We start from the raw sequence: 19,104 nt of genomic DNA, 5'->3' as shown, positions 1-19,104 counted from the left end.
GTCGGGCACGCTGTTGGGTGTCTGAAGTAACGGCCGTGAGGTTGTGCTTCGGAAGCCGGCCCCAGTGAACTCCGGTTTGTACCGGGGGTGATGGGTGGCTGGTCGTTGTTTGAGAACTGCACAGTGGACGCGAGCATCTGTGGCCAAGTTTTTAAGGGCGCACGGTGGATGCCTTGGCACCAGGAACCGATGAAGGACGTGGGAGGCCACGATAGTCCCCGGGGAGTCGTCAACCAGGCTTTGATCCGGGGGTTTCCGAATGGGGAAACCCGGCAGTCGTCATGGGCTGTCACCCATACCTGAACACATAGGGTATGTGGAGGGAACGCGGGGAAGTGAAACATCTCAGTACCCGCAGGAAGAGAAAACAACCGTGATTCCGGGAGTAGTGGCGAGCGAAACCGGATGAGGCTAAACCGTATACGTGTGAGACCCGGCAGGGGTTGCGTGTACGGGGTTGTGGGATCTCTCTTTCACAGTCTGCCGGCTGTGAGACGAGTCAGAAACCGTTGATGTAGACGAAGGACATGCGAAAGGTCCGGCGTAGAGGGTAAGACCCCCGTAGTCGAAACGTCAGCGGCTCGTTTGAGAGACACCCAAGTAGCACGGGGCCCGAGAAATCCCGTGTGAATCTGGCGGGACCACCCGCTAAGCCTAAATATTCCCTGGTGACCGATAGCGGATAGTACCGTGAGGGAATGGTGAAAAGTACCCCGGGAGGGGAGTGAAATAGTACCTGAAACCGTGTGCCTACAAGCCGTGGGAGCGTCGGAACAAGGCTTGCCTTGTTCTCGTGACTGCGTGCCTTTTGAAGAATGAGCCTGCGAGTTTGCGGTGTGTTGCGAGGTTAACCCGTGTGGGGAAGCCGTAGCGAAAGCGAGTCCGAATAGGGCGGTATAGTAGCGCGCTCAAGACCCGAAGCGGAGTGATCTAGCCATGGGCAGGTTGAAGCGGAGGTAAGACTTCGTGGAGGACCGAACCCACCAGGGTTGAAAACCTGGGGGATGACCTGTGGTTAGGGGTGAAAGGCCAATCAAACTCCGTGATAGCTGGTTCTCCCCGAAATGCATTTAGGTGCAGCGTCGTGTGTTTCTTGCCGGAGGTAGAGCACTGGATAGGCGATGGGCCCTACCGGGTTACTGACCTTAGCCAAACTCCGAATGCCGGTAAGTGAGAGCGCGGCAGTGAGACTGTGGGGGATAAGCTCCATGGTCGAGAGGGAAACAGCCCAGAGCATCGACTAAGGCCCCTAAGCGTACGCTAAGTGGGAAAGGATGTGGAGTCGCAGAGACAACCAGGAGGTTGGCTTAGAAGCAGCCACCCTTGAAAGAGTGCGTAATAGCTCACTGGTCTAGTGATTCCGCGCCGACAATGTAGCGGGGCTCAAGCGTACCGCCGAAGTCGTGTCATTGCAGCATATAGGGCCAACGCCTGCTGTGATGGGTAGGGGAGCGTCGTGTGCCGGGTGAAGCCGCGCCGGAAGGCAGTGGTGGACGGTTCACGAGTGAGAATGCAGGCATGAGTAGCGATTCACACGTGAGAAACGTGTGCGCCGATTGACTAAGGGTTCCTGGGTCAAGCTGATCTGCCCAGGGTAAGTCGGGACCTAAGGCGAGGCCGACAGGCGTAGTCGATGGATAACCGGTTGATATTCCGGTACCCGCTGTGAAGCGTCAAACATTGAACCAGGCGATGCTAAGTCCGTGAAGCCGCCCTGGAGCCTTCGGGCAAAGGGGAGTGGTGGAGCCGACGAACCAGACTTGCAGTAGGTGAGTGATGGGGTGACGCAGGAAGGTAGTCCATCCCGGGCGGTGGTTGTCCCGGGGTAAGGGTGTAGGACGTCAGGTAGGTAAATCCGCCTGGCACATAGTCTGAGACCTGATGCCGAGCCGATTGTGGTGAAGTGGATGATCCTATGCTGTCGAGAAAAGCCTCTAGCGAGTTTCATGGCGGCCCGTACCCTAAACCGACTCAGGTGGTCAGGTAGAGAATACCGAGGCGTTCGGGTGAACTATGGTTAAGGAACTCGGCAAAATGCCCCCGTAACTTCGGGAGAAGGGGGGCCACGTCTGGTGAGAGGACTTGCTCCTCGAGCTGGGGGTGGCCGCAGAGACCAGCGAGAAGCGACTGTTTACTAAAAACACAGGTCCGTGCGAAGCCGTAAGGCGATGTATACGGACTGACGCCTGCCCGGTGCTGGAACGTTAAGGGGACCGGTTAGTCACTCTTCGGGGTGGCGAAGCTGAGAACTTAAGCGCCAGTAAACGGCGGTGGTAACTATAACCATCCTAAGGTAGCGAAATTCCTTGTCGGGTAAGTTCCGACCTGCACGAATGGCGTAACGACTTCTCGACTGTCTCAACCATAGGCCCGGTGAAATTGCACTACGAGTAAAGATGCTCGTTTCGCGCAGCAGGACGGAAAGACCCCGGGACCTTTACTACAGTTTGATATTGGTGTTCGGTTCGGCTTGTGTAGGATAGGTGGGAGACTTTGAAGCGGGCACGCCAGTGTTCGTGGAGTCGTCGTTGAAATACCACTCTGGTCGTGCTGGATGTCTAACCTGGGTCCGTGATCCGGATCAGGGACAGTGTCTGATGGGTAGTTTAACTGGGGCGGTTGCCTCCTAAAGAGTAACGGAGGCGCCCAAAGGTTCCCTCAGCCTGGTTGGCAATCAGGTGTTGAGTGTAAGTGCACAAGGGAGCTTGACTGTGAGACCGACGGGTCGAGCAGGGACGAAAGTCGGGACTAGTGATCCGGCGGTGGCTTGTGGAAGCGCCGTCGCTCAACGGATAAAAGGTACCCCGGGGATAACAGGCTGATCTTCCCCAAGAGTCCATATCGACGGGATGGTTTGGCACCTCGATGTCGGCTCGTCGCATCCTGGGGCTGGAGTCGGTCCCAAGGGTTGGGCTGTTCGCCCATTAAAGCGGTACGCGAGCTGGGTTTAGAACGTCGTGAGACAGTTCGGTCCCTATCCGCTGTGCGCGTAGGAGTCTTGAGAAGGGCTGTCCCTAGTACGAGAGGACCGGGACGGACGAACCTCTGGTGTGCCAGTTGTTCTGCCAAGGGCATGGCTGGTTGGCTACGTTCGGGAGGGATAACCGCTGAAAGCATCTAAGCGGGAAGCCTGCTTCGAGATGAGGACTCCCACCCACTTGATGGGGTAAGGCTCCCAGTAGACGACTGGGTTGATAGGCCGGATCTGGAAGCACGGTAACGTGTGGAGGTGACCGGTACTAATAGGCCGAGGGCTTGTCCTCAGTTGCTCGCGTCCACTGTGTTGGTTCTGAAACCACGAACAGCCCCATGCCTGGTCACGGCGTGGTGCGGCTGGACAGTTTCATAGTGTTTCGGTGGTTATAGCGTGAGGGAAACGCCCGGTTACATTCCGAACCCGGAAGCTAAGCCTTACAGCGCCGATGGTACTGCAGGGGGGACCCTGTGGGAGAGTAGGACGCCGCCGAACTCCTTTTAGAACTCTGGCTCTTGGGCATACAGCCCGAGGGCCAGAGCTTTTTTGTGTTGAGGTAGGGTCAGGGGGCATCGTAAGTACGTTTCCCACAGGAGGCCCCCGGGTGGAGGTCCAGGAGACCCGTGTCCAGACAGACCGGGTGCTCACCATCCCCAACATCCTCAGCATGGCGCGGCTGCTTGGCGTGCCGCTGTTCCTGTGGCTGATTCTCAGGCCCGAGTTCGGTGGGCCGAAGAGTGACGGCTGGGCACTTCTGGTGCTGGCTCTGAGTGGCGTCAGTGACTACCTGGACGGCAAGCTGGCGCGGCGCTGGAACCAGATCAGCAGCCTCGGCCGGCTTCTCGACCCCGCGGCCGACAGGCTCTACATTCTCTCGACTTTGGTCGGTCTCACCTGGCGCGAGATTCTGCCAGTCTGGTTGACCGCTGCACTTTTGGCGCGGGAGCTGGTTCTGCTGGTGATGGTGGGCATCCTCCGGCGGCATGGCTATCCGCCGCCTCAGGTGAACTTCCTCGGGAAGGCCGCCACCTTCAACTTGATGTATGCCTTCCCGCTGTTGCTGCTCAGTGACGGAAGTGGTTGGATCCCGTCACTGGCTGCTATTTTCGGATGGGCGTTCGCCGGATGGGGTACGACGCTGTACTGGTGGGCAGGAGTCCTCTACGTGGTACAAGTCCGCCGCCTGGTCCGTGCGGACGCCATGGCCGATTGAACTCGCCGATTGAAGCGGGCGTAGTGGCTCGATGGCCCGCAGAGGAAAAGTGCGGGACAATCTGGACGGGTGAAGTCGGCTAGACCGTCGTCTCTTCGAGGAGGACGCTTCCGACATGAAGGCCGTCGTGATGGCCGGTGGCGAAGGCACGCGCCTTCGTCCCATGACCTCAAGCATGCCCAAGCCGCTCCTGCCGGTGGCCAACCGGCCGATCATGGAGCACGTTCTGAGGCTGCTCAAAAGGCATGGGCTGAATGAGACCGTCGTGACAGTTCAGTTCCTGGCCTCTCTGGTCAAGAACTATTTTGGTGACGGTGAAGAGCTTGGAATGGAGCTCAGCTATGCCAATGAGGAGAAGCCACTCGGTACCGCCGGAAGCGTCAAGAACGCCGAAGAGGCGTTGAAGGACGATGCTTTCCTTGTCATCTCCGGTGATGCCCTGACCGACTTCGACCTCACCGAACTGATCAATTTCCACAAGGAAAAGGGCGCACTGGTCACGGTCTGTCTGACTCGTGTGCCCAATCCGCTGGAATTCGGTATCACGATCGTCGACGAGGAAGGGCAGGTCGAGCGCTTCCTCGAGAAGCCGACCTGGGGGCAGGTCTTCTCGGACACCGTGAACACCGGCATCTATGTGATGGAGCCCGAGGTCTTCGACTACGTCGAGCCCGACGTTCCCGTGGACTGGTCCGGCGATGTCTTCCCGCAGTTGATGAAGGAAGGCAAGCCGATCTATGGGTATGTCGCGGAGGGCTACTGGGAGGACGTGGGCACCCACGAGAGCTACGTGAAGGCGCAGGCCGACGTCCTGGAGGGCAAGGTCGACGTCGAGATCGACGGCTTCGAGATCTCCCCGGGTGTGTGGGTGGCGGAAGGTGCCGAGGTGCACCCCGATGCAGTTCTCCGTGGGCCCCTGTACATCGGGGACTACGCCAAGGTCGAAGCCGGTGCGGAAATCCGGGAGCACACCGTCGTCGGCTCGAACGTCGTCGTGAAGAGCGGGGCGTTTCTGCACAAGGCTGTGGTGCACGACAACGTGTACATCGGGCAACACAGCAATCTGCGCGGTTGCGTCGTCGGAAAGAACACCGACATCATGCGCGCTGCTCGGATCGAGGACGGCGCGGTCATCGGCGATGAATGCCTGATCGGTGAAGAATCGATCGTCCAGGGCAATGTGCGCGTCTACCCGTTCAAGACCATCGAGGCCGGCGCGTTCGTCAACACCTCGGTGATCTGGGAGTCGAGGGGCCAGGCGCATCTCTTCGGTGCGCGTGGTGTCTCCGGGATCCTGAACGTGGAGATCACGCCCGAGCTCGCCGTGCGCCTTGCCGGCGCGTATGCGACGACCCTGAAGAAGGGGTCCACCGTCACGACGGCTCGCGACCACTCCCGCGGTGCGCGGGCGCTTAAGCGGGCGGTCATTTCCGCGCTGCAGGCCAGCGCCATCGACGTACGCGACCTGGAGAACGTACCTCTGCCGGTGGCGCGGCAGCAGACCGCGCGGGGCAGTGCCGGTGGGATCATGATCCGGACGACGCCCGGAGTGCCTGATTCCGTGGACATCATGTTCTTCGACGGGCGGGGGGCCGACCTGTCGCAGGGAAGCCAGCGGAAGCTGGACCGGGTGTTCGCGCGGCAGGAGTACCGGCGTGCGTTCCCGGGTGAGATCGGGGACCTGCACTTTCCGGCCAGTGTCTTCGACTCGTATACGGGGTCGTTGCTGCGGAACGTCGATACGACGGGGATCTCGGAGTCGGGGCTGAAGGTGGTCGTCGACGCCTCGAACGGGAGCGCGGGGCTCGTGCTGCCCAGCCTGCTCGGCAAGCTCGGTGTGGACTCGCTGACCATCAATCCCGGTCTCGACGAGTCCAGGCCCACGGAGTCGGCGGATGCGCGGCGGTCGGGGCTGGTGCGACTGGGAGAGATCGTGGCGTCCGCGCGGGCTGCCTTCGGGGTGCGGTTCGACCCGGTAGGTGAGCGGCTCTCGCTGGTCGACGAGAAGGGGCGGATCGTCGAGGACGACCGGGCCCTGCTCGTCATGCTGGACCTCGTGGCCGCGGAGCGGCGCAGCGGGCGTGTGGCGCTGCCGGTGACCACGACGAGGATCGCCGAGCAGGTGGCGGCGTACCACGGGACTCAGGTCGAGTGGACGACGACCTCGCCGGACGACCTGACCCGGGTCGGTCGCGATGACACGACGATCTTCGGCGGTGACGGTAAGGGCGGGTTCATCGTTCCGGAGTTCAGCAGTGTCTTCGACGGCACGGCGGCCTTCGTGCGGCTGATCGGCCTGGTGGCGCGGACGCAGCTCACGCTGAGCCAGATCGACGCGCGGATTCCGCGGGCACATGTCATCAAGCGGGATCTTGCGACTCCCTGGGCCGTCAAGGGTCTTGTGATGAGGAGGGTCGTGGAGGCGGCCGGAGATCGCTTTGTCGACACGACCGATGGTGTGCGGGTCGTGGAGACCGACGGGCGCTGGGTGATGGTTCTGCCCGACCCGGCCGAGGCGGTCACGCATCTCTGGGCCGAGGGGCCGGACGACGCCTCCGCCCAGGCCCTGCTCGATGAATGGGCGGCGGTCGTGGACAGCGCCGGCCGCTGAAGCACGTACCACGCGCGCGTGCCGGTCAGGCCTCCTCAAGGGGCCTGTCCGGCACGCCGGTGGGGCCATTCGGAGGTATCGGTGGCGACGTGCGACGATGTGCGGCATGCCGCAGCAGCCCCCCGTTCGGAGCACACCTACGCCCCCCACGCGTCCGGACGCGTCCATGTCGCTGCTCACCAACGTCATGGATCACAGCCTCGACGACGGCTACGCCGAGGCAGCGGCGCGTAAGCAGGCCGCAGGTGACGGAGGTCTACCGAAGACGCTCAGGGCGAAGCTGGGACTCGCGGCGGGCCTGGTGCTCGCGGCGCTCGTGGTGACCGTGGGAGCCGCGCAGGCGCGGGTGGCGGCGCCCGTCGTGGCCAAGGAGCGCGAGGAGCTGGTCGACCGCATCGACCGGGAGACCGCCGCGGCGGACCGGCTGGAGGCGAGCGTCGACAAGCTGCGCGACGATGTGAGCGCGCGGCAGCGGGAGGCGCTGAAGGCGACCGGCGACAGTGATCAGGCTCAGCTCGTGGGCATCCTGGCGGGCTCCGTCGAGGTGCACGGGCCCGGCGTGAAACTGGTCGTGAACGACGCCAAGGAGGCCGGCTCCGGCGGCGACGGCGACCCGCGCGGGACGTCCGGGTTCTCCGACACCGGCCGGGTGCGCGACCGCGATATGCAGCGGGTGGTCAACGGGCTGTGGGAGTCGGGCGCGGAGGCTATCTCGATCAACGGGCAGCGGCTGACGGCCCTGTCGGCGATCAGGGCCGCGGGTGACGCGATACTGGTCGACAACAGGCCGCTGGTTCCGCCGTACACGGTGCTCGCGGTGGGGGACGGTGAGCGACTGAGCGCCAGGTTCCAGGACAGCGCCGACGGGCTTTATCTGCACGCCTTGCAGGAGAACTTCGGGATCCGGACCAGCATTTCCGTGCAGGACGACCTCCGGCTGCCCGCCGCACCGAGTGTGATCGTACGTACAGCACAGCCGAACATCGAGAAAACCGAGAAGGGCACATCGTGATCGCCGTACTGGGCCTCGTCGTGGGAGTCGTGGCCGGCCTGTTGGTCCGGCCTGAGGTTCCGGCGGTCGTCGAGCCTTATCTGCCGATCGCCGTCGTGGCGGCTCTCGACGCCGTCTTCGGCGGTCTGCGGGCCATGCTCGACGGGATCTTCGACGACAAGGTCTTCGTCGTGTCGTTCCTGTCCAACGTGGTCGTGGCCGCGCTGATCGTGTTCCTGGGCGACAAGTTGGGTGTGGGAGCCCAGCTGTCCACGGGGGTCGTCGTCGTGCTCGGCATCCGTATCTTCTCGAACGCCGCGGCGATTCGCCGGCACGTGTTCCGGGCGTGAGGCCGATGAGCAACCACGACGAGGCCGCGGAGAACAGGCTGCGCAAGGAGCTGCCGGAGGAAGTTCCGGCCGCCGGCGCTACGGAGGCCGTGGACGCCGCTCCCGAGGAGCAGCCGCCCCAGTTGACCGGTCGGCAGCGGCTCGCGAAGGGGCTGTGGCCGCCCCGGGTCACCAGGGCCCAACTCATCGTCGCCCTGCTGTTGTTCGGCCTGGGCTTCGGTCTGGCCGTCCAGGTCGCGTCGAACAGTGACGGTGACAGTGCTCTGCGTGGGGCACGTCAGGAAGATCTCGTTCGCATCCTCGATGAACTGGATGACCGTACTCAGCGTCTTGAGGACGAGAAGCAAGGTCTGGAGAAGCAGCGCGACGAACTGGAGAACAGTTCGAACCAGGCTGAGGAGGCCCGTAAGCAGACGGTCGAGAAGGAGAGGCAACTCGGCATTCTGGCGGGCACAGTGGCCGCGCAGGGACCTGGCATCACGATGACCATCGACGACACGAAGGGGACGGTCGAAGCGGACATGCTGCTCGACGCGATCCAGGAACTGCGCGCTGCCGGCGCGGAAGCGATCCAGGTGAACGGCGTACGCGTCGTCGCCAGCACCTATCTGACCGATTCGGGCAACAGCGTGGGCGTCGACGGGAACAAGATCAACGCTCCCTATCGTTTCAAGGTCATCGGCAAGCCGCAGGACCTCGAACCGGCGCTCAACATCCCTGGAGGCGTGGTGCAGACCCTCGAGAAGGAGCAGGCCACCGTGACGATCGAGCGGTCGGACAAGATCGTCGTGGACGCCTTGCGAGCGGTGAAGCGGCCTGACTACGCTCGGTCGTCCTCGCAGTGAACCGGGGGTGCATGGGGGACGTCCGGCGAGGGCATGAGGTTGCGGGGGGTCGGCGCACCGAATGGGTGGTGCGTGGTGGAAACTGTCTGGTGGAGACGGACGTTGTGAGGATGTCCGGGTCGTTCAGAGAGTGCAGTCAGGGTTCGTCCTGCCCCACGGGCGGGTCTGTTTCGGTCAAGGGGAATCGCCCGTGAAGTTGTTTGCGAAGTTGTTCGGCAAGAGCGCGCGAGAGGGTAGCGGCAACGCGACCGCTCGGCACCGCGCACAGGGGGACGAAGAGGGCCAGCGTCCCCTGTTCCGGGACCAGGTGTCTGGGCCGGGCGGTGACATTTCCGGAGGTCAGGGCGCGCCGTCGGTTGACCCTGGCCAGTCCGGAGGCATAGGTTTCGGGCAACCGTCAACCTCAAGTACGGGTGGAGGGTTTTCCCCGATGTCGGCCCTGGTGTGTACGAGGTGCGGTAACCGCAACGCGGAGAACAGCCGCTTCTGTTCCAACTGTGGCGCGCCGCTGCGGGCCGGTGCGGCGCCCGAGCGCCCGTCCGAGACGACCTCCACGATCTCCATCTCCGGTCTCGAGGCCTACGACGCCGAGGCAACCGGTCAGACGGCGATCCCGGCGTTGTCGCCCGAGGCCCAGGCCGCCGTGGACGCGCTGCCGCTGGGCTCCGCGCTCCTGGTGGTGCGCCGCGGTCCGAACTCGGGCAGCCGCTTCCTCCTGGACGGCGAACTGACCACGGCCGGTCGCCATCCGCAGAGTGACATCTTCCTCGACGACGTCACGGTCTCGCGTCGGCACGTGGAGTTCCGCCGCGGCCAGGACGGTTCGTTCACCGTGGCCGACGTAGGCAGCCTGAACGGCACCTACGTCAATCGCGAGCGGATCGACCAGGTCGCTCTGAACAACGGTGACGAGGTGCAGATCGGCAAGTACCGGCTGGTGTTCTACGCGAGCCAGGGGGGCTACTGACCCTCCCCCGGAGCCCGTCCGGGGAGACCCAGGGAAGGTTCATGCTGAAATCACCGAGCGGCGGTGCCGGGCACGGCACCGCCGCCACGGACGGTCGGCTGATGAGCATCGGCGCGGTGCTGAACGTGCTGCGTACGGAGTTCCCTGACATCACCATCTCCAAGATCCGCTTCCTGGAGGCAGAGGGTCTTGTCGAGCCGCAGCGGACCCCCTCGGGGTATCGCAAGTTCAGCGCGCAGGACGTCGAGCGGCTCGGCCACGTCCTGCGGATGCAGCGGGACCACTATCTGCCACTCAAGGTGATCCGCGAGCACCTGGACGCCATGGAGCGCGGCGAGGCCGCGCCGCTGCCGACCGTGTGCCGTCAGCGTGATGGAGAAACGGTCCTGGAGCCCGTCGAGCCGCTCACGCCTGCCCGCATCGGGCGGGCCGCGCTGCTTTCCGCCGCCGAGATCGGTGAGCAGGAACTCGTGGAGTGGGAGTCGTACGGCCTGATCACGCCGCTGCCGGACGGGGCGTACGAGGCGGAGGCCGTCACCGTGGCCTCGCTCGTCGCCGAGCTGGGGCGGTTCGGGATCGAGCCAAGGCACCTGCGGGTGATGAAGGCCGCCGCAGACCGTGAGGCGGGGCTCGTGGACCAGGTCGTGGCGCCGTTGAGGCGGCACCGCAACCCACAGACCAGGGCGCACGCCGAGGCGCGCGCGAAGGAGCTGGCGGGCCTGACCGTGAGGCTGCACGCCGCGCTCGTGCAGACCGCTCTCGGGGTGCGGCTGCCCTGAGCGGGGCATGCACAGGAAGGCCGGATCGGCCACCCGTTCTCTGCCCGACTACCCAAACGTCCCGAGCACGGCCTAGGGTTGCTGTGTGAACGAGCTCGATGTCGTAGGTGTCCGGGTCGAAATGCCCTCCAACCAACCGATCGTGCTCCTGCGTGAAGTGGGAGGCGACCGCTACCTCCCCATCTGGATCGGGCCGGGGGAGGCGACGGCCATCGCCTTCGCCCAGCAGGGCATGGCCCCCGCGCGACCGCTGACCCACGACCTGTTCAAGGACGTGCTGGAGGCCGTCGGCCAGGAGCTCACCGAAGTACGCATCACGGACCTGCGTGAGGGTGTCTTTTACGCCGAGCTGGTCTTCGCCAGCGGCGTCGAGGTGAGCGCGCGCCCGTCCGATGCCATAGCGCTGGCCCTGCGCACTGGAACGCCGATCTACGGCAGCGACGGCGTGCTCGACGACGCCGGCATCGCGATCCCGGACGAGCAGGAGGACGAGGTGGAGAAGTTCCGCGAGTTCCTCGACCAGATCTCGCCGGAGGACTTCGGTACCAGCAGCCAGTGAGGCCCACCGCCGGGTTACGGCTCAAATGCCGGCATTTGCCAATGGCGAGGGCGAGCGTCCTGCGGCCCGCTCCGAGCGCATTCGGCTAGCCTTTCCCCGCGGTGGGGTACGGGAAACCACTCCTAGGGTGATTATCACTCGGCGTGCCGAGTGTGGCGATCGTTGACGCACCCCCGGTGACTGCCTACCGTCGAGAAGGCAGGTCAAGGACGGAGGTCGGCGTGAGAAGCAGCGGCGACGGTACGGCTGGGGGTGCCCCGGGGCGCAGTCTCGGGGCGAGCGGTCCGTACCCGCTTCATGGCGGCCCGCTTCAGGGCAGCGCGGCCGATCACGCTCCGCAGCGACCGACGGCCGTGCCGAGCAGCGGCGGAGGGGCGGCGTCCATGGAGACCGAGCAGATCGGCTACCGGGGTCCGACGGCGTGTGCGGCCGCCGGTATCACCTACCGGCAACTGGACTACTGGGCACGCACCGGCCTCGTCGAGCCCAGCGTGCGACCCGCCTACGGGTCGGGGACACAGCGGCTGTACAGCTTCCGCGACGTCGTCGTCCTGAAGATCGTCAAGCGGTTCCTCGACACCGGTGTCTCGCTCCAGAACATCCGTACCGCCGTCCAGCATCTGCGGGAGCGGGGCTTTCGGGACCTTGAGCGCATGACGCTGATGAGCGACGGTGCGACGGTGTACGAGTGCACCTCGCCGGATGAGGTGCACGCGCTGCTCCAGGGTGGACAGGGCATCTTCGGTATCGCCGTGGGCGTGGTGTGGCGGGACGTCGAGAGTGCCTTGTCGCAGCTGCACGGGGAGCGGATCGACACCGGGGAGACCCTGGTCGGGCACAATCCGGCGGACGAGCTGGCTCGGCGGCGTAACCGGGCGGTCTGAGTTCGTTCTGCCTGGGTGTCTCCCAGTGGCCGGTTGAGGTTGACCGGCGGCGGATCGGGCGGTCGTGGCAGGGCATTGTCAGTGGCGTGAGGCAGCATCGGACATGTGAGGAACGCGCCTACGATCCTGCATCTCGACATGGATGCCTTCTACGCCTCGGTGGAGCAGGCATCCAAGCCGAGCCTGCGCGGGAAGGCCGTGATCGTGGGCGGGCTCGGGCCGCGGGGAGTCGTCGCCACCGCGTCCTATGAGGCTCGGGTGTTCGGGGTGCATTCGGCGATGCCCATGGCGCAGGCGCGTCGGCTGGCGCCGAATGCCGCGTATCTCGTGCCGCGCTTCGGGATCTACCGCGAGGTCAGTGAGCAGGTGATGGGGCTGCTGCGGGAGCTGTCGCCGCTGGTGGAGCCGTTGAGCCTGGACGAGGCGTTCGTGGATCTGGAGGCGGGCGGGGCGGCCTGGGACGAGGAGTCGGCACGGCTGGTGGGGTCGAGGCTGCGCGCCGACATACGGGCCGTCACCGGGCTCGCGGGGTCGGTCGGCCTGGCCGCGTCCAAGATGCTGGCGAAGATCGCCTCGGAGCAGGCCAAGCCCAATGGGCTGGTGCTGATCGAGCCGGGGACGGAGCGGGCCTTGCTCGGGCCGATGTCGGTGCGGACGTTGCCGGGAGTGGGGCCGGCGACCGGGGACCATCTGCGGCGGGCCGGGATCCACACGGTGGACGAGATCGCCGAGGCGGGTGAGGACGAGCTGGTGCGGCTGCTGGGCAAGGCTCATGGGCATGCCCTGTACACCATGGCGCTGGCACACGACGAGCGGCCCGTGGTGGCGGAGCGGGAGGCCAAGTCGGTGTCGGTCGAGGACACGTATGACGTGGACATCCATGACCGGGTGCGGGTGGGCCTGGAGGTGCAGCGGCTGGCCGACCGGTGTGTGCGGCGGTTGCGGGGGGCCGGGTTGTCGGGGCGGACCATCGTGCTGAAGGTGCGGCGGTACGACTTCTCCACGCTGACTCGGTCCGAGACGCTGCGTGGGCCTACGGATGATCCGGCGGTGGTGCGGGAGGCTGCGGCCCGGCTGCTGGATTCTGTGGACACGACGGGCGGAGTACGGCTGCTGGGGGTCGGGGTGAGTGGACTGGCCGACTACACGCAGGAGGATTTGTTCGCGCAGGTGGCAGGGGAGAGCCCGGAGCATCCTGTGGAGGACGGTGAGGAGGAGCGGGAGGCAGGCTTTGTCGGTGAGCAGAGGGTTGCGGGGCCTGTGGAGCGGCGGTGGGTGGCGGGGCACGATGTGCGCCACGTCGAGTACGGGCATGGGTGGGTGCAGGGGAGTGGGGTCGGGCGGGTGACTGTGCGGTTCGAGACGCCTGAGTCGGGGCCGGGGCGGGTGCGGACGTTTCGGGTTGATGATCCGGGGTTGGAGGGGGCGGAGCCGTTGCCTTTGGTGGGGGGTGGACCTGTGGGGCCTGGAGGTTCTGGAGGTTCTGGGTCTGGGGGGTCTGGGGGCCGTAGGGGGTTCGGTGGATCTGGGGCTGGTGGGGATGGTGGGGCGTTGGGAGCGGAGGAGGCTGGATTGGCGGGGGCGGGGGCGGGTGATGGGGGAGTGGGGGACATGCCGGTGGCGCCTGGGTAGGTAGGGGGACGGGGGTGGAATGGGCGTTGGCGTTCAGGGGCATCGTTGGCGCGGCGTCAGACCCCGTGGGGGGTTGGGTTGCTTGCCCCCGCGCTGGCGGGGTGCCGCTGCGCCCACCCGTGCCGCCCCAGCGGCACGACTGCCCGCAGCTACGCGTGCTGCGGGGGACGTGGGCGGCAAGCGAGCGCAGCCACGGCTGCTGGGGGCGGCCGGACGTTCGTGGTGTCCGCAGTTAGGGCTGCTCGGGCGGGTCTGCCTTGGAGGGCGTCCGGGGCTAGGTACGGGGACGGGCTACCGGGGCGGTGTCGGCAGTCGGGCCGGTGGGGTGGGTCGGCCTGGGGTGGGTCTGCGGCTTCGTTCGGTGGGGTGGGTCGGCCTGGGGTGGGTCTGCGGCTACGTACGGCGGGGTGGGCTGGCCTGCTGTGGCGTCTGCGGCTGCATACAGCGGGGGTGTCGGCCTGGCGGGGCATCTGCAGACATGCCAGTGGGCGGGCCGTCTGAGATGACGCCTGTCAGCCGCGCCGGCCGGGTGGACGGTCCTGGGGTGGTGTCGGCACTCGTACCGGCCGGGGCGGGCGGTCCTAGGGGCGGTCTCAGCAGTCGCGCCGGCGAGGTCGACATCCTGGAATGGTGTCGGTAGCCGTGCCTCTGGGGTGGGCCGTCCTGAGGTGGGGTCCCCCGGCTATGCGTGGTCGGGCGGCCCCTCCCGAGGGGGTCTCCGCGGCCGCGCAGGGAGGGATGGGTCGGTCTGAGGTGGTGTTCGCCCTGGGCCGGTGAAGCGGGACGTCCTGAGGTGCGGCCGTTGTCACGCACGGTGGGGCGGCTCGGGCCGGGGGGTGTCGGTGGGGTGCTCGTGTTGTAGGGCGTCCCCAGCTGTGGGGTGAGGCGGTCTGGCTGTGGTGTAGGGGCGGAGGCTGCTGGGGGCGTGGGGGAGAGGTTGTCAGGGGTGGGGGTGGGTTGGTCTGGGGCCGTTGTCTTCGGGTGTTTCCGCGCCTGCCAGGTTGCCGAAGTCGCGGTCCGGGGGTGGGGACGTCGGAGGGGCTACGTCGAGGCCGTAGTGGTGGTAGAGCTGGAGTTCCTGTTCGGGGGAGAGGTGGCGGCCCACGCCGAAGTCGGGGGCGTCCTTGATCAGGGCGCGTTCGAAGGGGACGTGGAGGGTGCCCTCGACCAGTTCGCTGGGCTCCAGGGGGACGAAGGCGTCCCGGGAGAAGAGGCCGGTGCGTATCGCCGCCCATTCCGGTACTCCGGTCGCGTCGTCGAGGTAGACCTCGTCGATGGTGCCGATCTTGGTGCCGTTGCGGTCGAAGGCCTTGCGGCCGATCAGATTGCGCGGATCGATGTCGGTCTGCACGGGCCCTCCACTGGTCGCAACTCATCCGTAAGCACTACGAAAAGGCACATCGGGGAGCGCGGCCACTCGAAGGTCAGTGCGTTGAGCCCGCTGGTAGGCTTGCTAGCGGCCGCTGACCCCGTGCGGGAGAGTCCTTCGGACACCATCCGGAGGCGCCGAAGGAGCAAATCCTCCCCGGAATCTCTCAGGCACACGTACCGCACGGACGAGGTCACTCTGGAAAGCAGGGCGGGTGTCTACGGCTTCCGCTCTCACCGACGGTGAAAGCCGGGCGCTCTGTGGTGACCCGGTGAAGCTCTCAGGTTGAGATGACAGAGGGGGAGGCCGTCCGGGTACCCGAGCCGTGGTGCCCCTCGAAGGTCGTGTCAGACCAGGAGGCCTCCGTAATGACCGCCCATCGCATTCCGCTCTCCGAGCTCGAACAGGGCATCCCGTTCGAGCAGCGTCATATTGGTCCTGATCATGAGGCTCGGGCCAAGATGCTTGCCCACGTCGGCTACGGCTCGCTCGACGAGCTCACCGCCGCCGCGGTGCCGGATGTGATCAAGAACGCGGACTCCCTAGATCTGCCGGGAGCGCGTACCGAGGCCGAGGTGCTCGCCGAGCTGCGGTCGCTCGCCGATCGCAACCAGGTGCTGGACTCGATGATCGGGCTCGGGTACTACGGGACGTTCACCCCGCCGGTCATCCTGCGCAATGTCATGGAGAATCCCGCCTGGTACACGGCCTACACGCCGTACCAGCCCGAGATCTCGCAGGGGCGGCTCGAGGCGCTGCTCAACTTCCAGACCATGGTCGCCGACCTCACCGGACTGCCGACCTCCGGCGCCTCACTGCTCGACGAGGGGACGGCGGCGGCCGAGGCCATGGCCCTGTCCCGGCGCATGGGCAAGAACAAGAAGGGGCTGTTCCTGGTCGACGCGGATGTGCTGCCGCAGACCATCGCCGTGATCGAGACCCGTGCCGAGCCGACGGGGGTCGAGGTTGTCGTCGCCGACCTCAGCGACGGCATCCCGGCCGAGATCGCCTCGCGCGAGATCAACGGCGTGCTCCTTCAGTACCCGGGCGCCTCCGGTGTCGTACGGGACATCAAGCCCGTCATCGAGCAGGCCCATGAGCTGGGTGCCCTCGTCACCGTCGCCGCCGATCTGCTCGCGCTCACGCTGCTGAAGTCGCCCGGCGAGCTCGGGGCGGACATCGCGGTCGGGACGACGCAGCGGTTCGGTGTGCCGATGGGCTTCGGTGGGCCGCACGCCGGCTACATGGCCGTACACGAGAAGTTCGCGCGCAGCCTGCCCGGGCGGCTCGTGGGTGTGTCCGTGGATGCCGATGGGAACAAGGCCTACCGGCTGGCTCTGCAGACGCGTGAGCAGCACATCCGGCGGGAGAAGGCGACCAGCAACATCTGTACCGCGCAGGTGCTGCTGGCCGTGATGGCGGGAATGTACGCCGTCTACCACGGGCCCGAGGGGCTGCGCGGCATCGCCCGGCGCACTCATCGGTACGCCTCCGTTCTGGCCGCCGGGCTCGCTGCCGGTGGCGTCGACGTCGTGCATGGCTCCTACTTCGACACGGTGACCGTACGGGTGCCTTCGAAGGCCGCCGAGATCGTCGCCGCCGCTCGGCAGAACGGCGTCAACCTGCACCTCGTCGACGCCGACCACGTGTCCATCGCCTGCGACGAGACCACGAACCGGGCCCAGCTGGGCGCCGTATGGACGGCGTTCGGGGTCGAGGGGGACATCGAGGCACTGGACGCGGGGACCGAGGACGGGCTTGCGGGCGGGCTGCTGCGCAGCGACGAGTACCTCACGCATCCGGTCTTCCACCAGTACCGTTCCGAGACCGCGTTGCTGCGCTACCTGCGCAGGCTCGCCGACCGCGACTACGCGCTGGACCGGGGCATGATCCCGCTGGGGTCCTGCACGATGAAGCTGAACGCGACGACCGAGATGGAGCCGGTCACCTGGCCGGAGTTCGGGCAGCTGCACCCCTTCGCGCCCGCCGAGCAGGCGCAGGGCTATCTGACGCTCATCCGCGAGCTGGAGGAACGTCTCGCCGAGGTCACCGGCTACGACAAGGTGTCGCTGCAGCCCAACGCCGGTTCGCAGGGTGAGCTGGCCGGGCTGCTCGCCGTGCGCGGGTACCACCGGGCCAACGGCGACGAGCAGCGGACCGTGTGCCTCATCCCGTCGTCCGCGCACGGTACGAACGCCGCCAGTGCCGTGATGGCCGGTATGAAGGTCGTCGTCGTGAAGACCGCCGAGGACGGTGAGATCGACATCGCGGACCTGCGGGCGAAGATCGAGAAGCACCGGGACGAGCTGTCGGTGCTGATGATCACGTACCCGTCGACGCATGGTGTGTTCGAGGAGCATGTCGCCGACATCTGTGCGCAGGTGCACGAGGCCGGCGGGCAGGTGTACGTCGACGGAGCCAACCTCAACGCCCTGGTGGGGCTTGCCAAGCCGGGCCACTTCGGCGGTGACGTCTCGCATCTGAACCTGCACAAGACCTTCTGCATCCCGCACGGTGGCGGCGGTCCCGGCGTCGGCCCGGTCGGCGTGGGCGCGCACCTCGCGCCGTACCTGCCGAACCACCCGATGCAGCCCGCGGCCGGTCCGGAGACGGGTGTCGGCCCGATCTCGGCCGCGCCCTGGGGTTCCGCGGGGATCCTGCCGATCTCGTGGGCGTACGTACGGCTCATGGGTGGCGAGGGGCTCAAGCGGGCCACCCAGGTGGCCGTGCTGTCCGCCAACTACATCGCCAAGCGGCTGGAGCCGCACTACCCCGTGCTCTACACGGGGCCGGGCGGGCTAGTCGCGCACGAGTGCATCGTCGATCTGCGGCCGCTGACCAAGGCGACCGGGGTGAGCGTCGACGACGTGGCCAAGCGGCTCATCGACTACGGCTTCCACGCGCCGACGATGTCGTTCCCGGTGGCCGGGACGCTGATGATCGAGCCGACCGAGTCCGAGGACCTGACCGAACTCGACCGGTTCTGCGAGGCGATGATCGCCATCCGCGCGGAGATCGAGAAGGTCGGGTCGGGTGAGTGGACCGCCGAGGACAACCCGCTGCGGAACGCTCCGCACACCGCGGGCGCGCTGGGTGGGGCGTGGGAGCACGCCTACAGCCGTGAGGAGGCCGTGTTCCCGGCCGGGGTGTCGGCCGCCGACAAGTACTGGCCGCCGGTGCGCCGGATCGACCAGGCCTTCGGTGACCGGAACCTGGTGTGCTCCTGCCCGCCGATGGACGCGTACGAGAGCTGACGTGCACAGGGCTGACCCTGCACAGGGCTGACGTGCACTGACGTCCGCAGGGCGGGCTGGCGCTCTCATGGCCGGCGCTCGGGCGTAGGCAAAGCAAGGGCTCCGTCCCGGCCGCAGGTGGCCGGGACGGAGCCCTTGTGCGTTTCATGCCGTTGTCAGTGCCACTTCCGTCGCCTTGACCAGCGCGACGACTGGCATTCCGGGGGCGAGGGCGAGGTCGGTGGTGGCGTCCCGGGTGATGGCGGCCGTCAGTGCGGCGCCCGCCACGGCGATCTTGACCGATGCCATCGCGCCGCCCGTGGCGATGCCGGTGACCGTGCCGGGGAGCTGGTTGCGGATGGACAGGCTCTTGATCGGGGCGGTGGCAAGGGAGATCTCCGTCGCTTTGACCAGAGCGGTCACGGCGGTTCCTTCGGCCAGGCCGAGGTCCTCTACGGCGTCCAGGGTGATCGCGGCGGTCAGGTCCTGGCCGCCGTTGAGGTAGACCTTGACGGTGGCCATGACCTCGCCCGGGGTGATGGCCGTGATCGTGCCGGGGAGCTGGTTGCGGATGCTCAAGCTCATGGGGGACGCCTCGCAGACGGTGGGGTTGTGTGGTTTTTGGGGATTTGGGAAGGCTGGTCCCTACCGTAGGGGCGTCGGGTGTCCGGTTACGTGCGGTCGATGTGGACGTTCG

13 protein-coding genes, 2 rRNA genes and 1 riboswitch are annotated in these 19,104 nt (G+C 66.3%); of the genes, 13 read left to right on the top strand and 2 right to left on the bottom strand.

What is annotated here, in order from left to right:
* Positions 1 to 141 precede the first annotated feature (141 nt).
* From ABIE67_RS08915 to ABIE67_RS08860, 12 genes are all read left to right on the top strand, one after another.
* Positions 142 to 3,263: ribosomal RNA gene (locus tag ABIE67_RS08915) — 23S ribosomal RNA — on the top strand.
* Positions 3,264 to 3,352: 89 nt separating this feature from the next.
* A 5S ribosomal RNA gene (rrf, locus tag ABIE67_RS08910) occupies positions 3,353 to 3,469 on the top strand.
* 109 nt (positions 3,470 to 3,578) lie between these two features.
* Entirely contained in the window at positions 3,579 to 4,187 is a 609-nt protein-coding gene (locus ABIE67_RS08905) for a CDP-alcohol phosphatidyltransferase family protein (RefSeq protein ID WP_328882991.1), read from the top strand.
* A gap of 115 nt (positions 4,188 to 4,302) precedes the next feature.
* Entirely contained in the window at positions 4,303 to 6,798 is a 2,496-nt protein-coding gene (locus ABIE67_RS08900; RefSeq protein ID WP_370255753.1) for a sugar phosphate nucleotidyltransferase, read from the top strand.
* A 106-nt stretch (positions 6,799 to 6,904) separates the two neighbouring features.
* On the top strand, positions 6,905 to 7,810 hold the full coding sequence (locus ABIE67_RS08895; RefSeq protein ID WP_370255752.1) for a DUF881 domain-containing protein: 906 nt from the start codon (positions 6,905 to 6,907) through the stop codon (positions 7,808 to 7,810).
* On the top strand, positions 7,807 to 8,139 hold the full coding sequence (locus tag ABIE67_RS08890) for a small basic family protein (RefSeq protein ID WP_003988855.1): 333 nt from the start codon (positions 7,807 to 7,809) through the stop codon (positions 8,137 to 8,139). The genes ABIE67_RS08895 and ABIE67_RS08890 overlap by 4 nt, the downstream gene beginning before the upstream one ends.
* 5 nt (positions 8,140 to 8,144) lie before the next feature.
* Complete coding sequence (locus tag ABIE67_RS08885; RefSeq protein ID WP_370255751.1) at positions 8,145 to 8,984, top strand: DUF881 domain-containing protein; 840 nt, start codon at positions 8,145 to 8,147, stop codon at positions 8,982 to 8,984.
* A 61-nt stretch (positions 8,985 to 9,045) separates the two neighbouring features.
* Positions 9,046 to 9,951, top strand: a complete 906-nt coding sequence (locus ABIE67_RS08880; RefSeq protein ID WP_370255750.1) for an FHA domain-containing protein — start codon at positions 9,046 to 9,048, stop codon at positions 9,949 to 9,951.
* A gap of 41 nt (positions 9,952 to 9,992) precedes the next feature.
* A complete protein-coding gene (locus ABIE67_RS08875; protein ID WP_370255749.1) occupies positions 9,993 to 10,730 on the top strand; it encodes a MerR family transcriptional regulator in 738 nt (245 codons plus the stop codon).
* An 85-nt stretch (positions 10,731 to 10,815) separates the two neighbouring features.
* The gene (locus ABIE67_RS08870; RefSeq protein ID WP_004002801.1) at positions 10,816 to 11,289 is read left to right on the top strand and encodes a bifunctional nuclease family protein; all 474 of its coding nucleotides are present in this window, start codon (positions 10,816 to 10,818) and stop codon (positions 11,287 to 11,289) included.
* 221 nt (positions 11,290 to 11,510) lie between these two features.
* A complete protein-coding gene (locus tag ABIE67_RS08865; RefSeq protein WP_370255748.1) occupies positions 11,511 to 12,173 on the top strand; it encodes a MerR family transcriptional regulator in 663 nt (220 codons plus the stop codon).
* A 105-nt stretch (positions 12,174 to 12,278) separates the two neighbouring features.
* Positions 12,279 to 13,805, top strand: coding sequence for a DNA polymerase IV (locus ABIE67_RS08860; protein ID WP_370255747.1), 1,527 nt, complete (start codon positions 12,279 to 12,281; stop codon positions 13,803 to 13,805).
* A 940-nt stretch (positions 13,806 to 14,745) separates the two neighbouring features.
* Here ABIE67_RS08860 and ABIE67_RS08855 read toward each other — a convergent pair.
* Entirely contained in the window at positions 14,746 to 15,156 is a 411-nt protein-coding gene (locus ABIE67_RS08855; protein ID WP_370255746.1) for a PRC-barrel domain-containing protein, read from the bottom strand.
* Between the two features lie 113 nt (positions 15,157 to 15,269).
* Positions 15,270 to 15,366: riboswitch (glycine riboswitch) on the top strand.
* Between the two features lie 176 nt (positions 15,367 to 15,542).
* On the opposite strand from ABIE67_RS08855, the gene gcvP reads away from it, so the two are divergent.
* Positions 15,543 to 18,428 (top strand): aminomethyl-transferring glycine dehydrogenase, encoded by a 2,886-nt coding sequence (gene gcvP, locus ABIE67_RS08850; RefSeq protein ID WP_370255745.1) that lies wholly within the window; start codon positions 15,543 to 15,545, stop codon positions 18,426 to 18,428.
* 144 nt (positions 18,429 to 18,572) lie between these two features.
* Here the strand turns inward: gcvP and ABIE67_RS08845 are convergent, their stop codons facing one another.
* On the bottom strand, positions 18,573 to 18,992 hold the full coding sequence (locus tag ABIE67_RS08845; RefSeq protein ID WP_370255744.1) for a molybdopterin-binding protein: 420 nt from the start codon (positions 18,990 to 18,992) through the stop codon (positions 18,573 to 18,575).
* Positions 18,993 to 19,104 lie beyond the last annotated feature (112 nt).

It is taken from the genome of Streptomyces sp. V4I8 (assembly GCF_041261225.1).
Lineage (GTDB): Bacteria > Actinomycetota > Actinomycetes > Streptomycetales > Streptomycetaceae > Streptomyces.
This window is presented reverse-complemented; position numbering and strand designations above follow the sequence as displayed.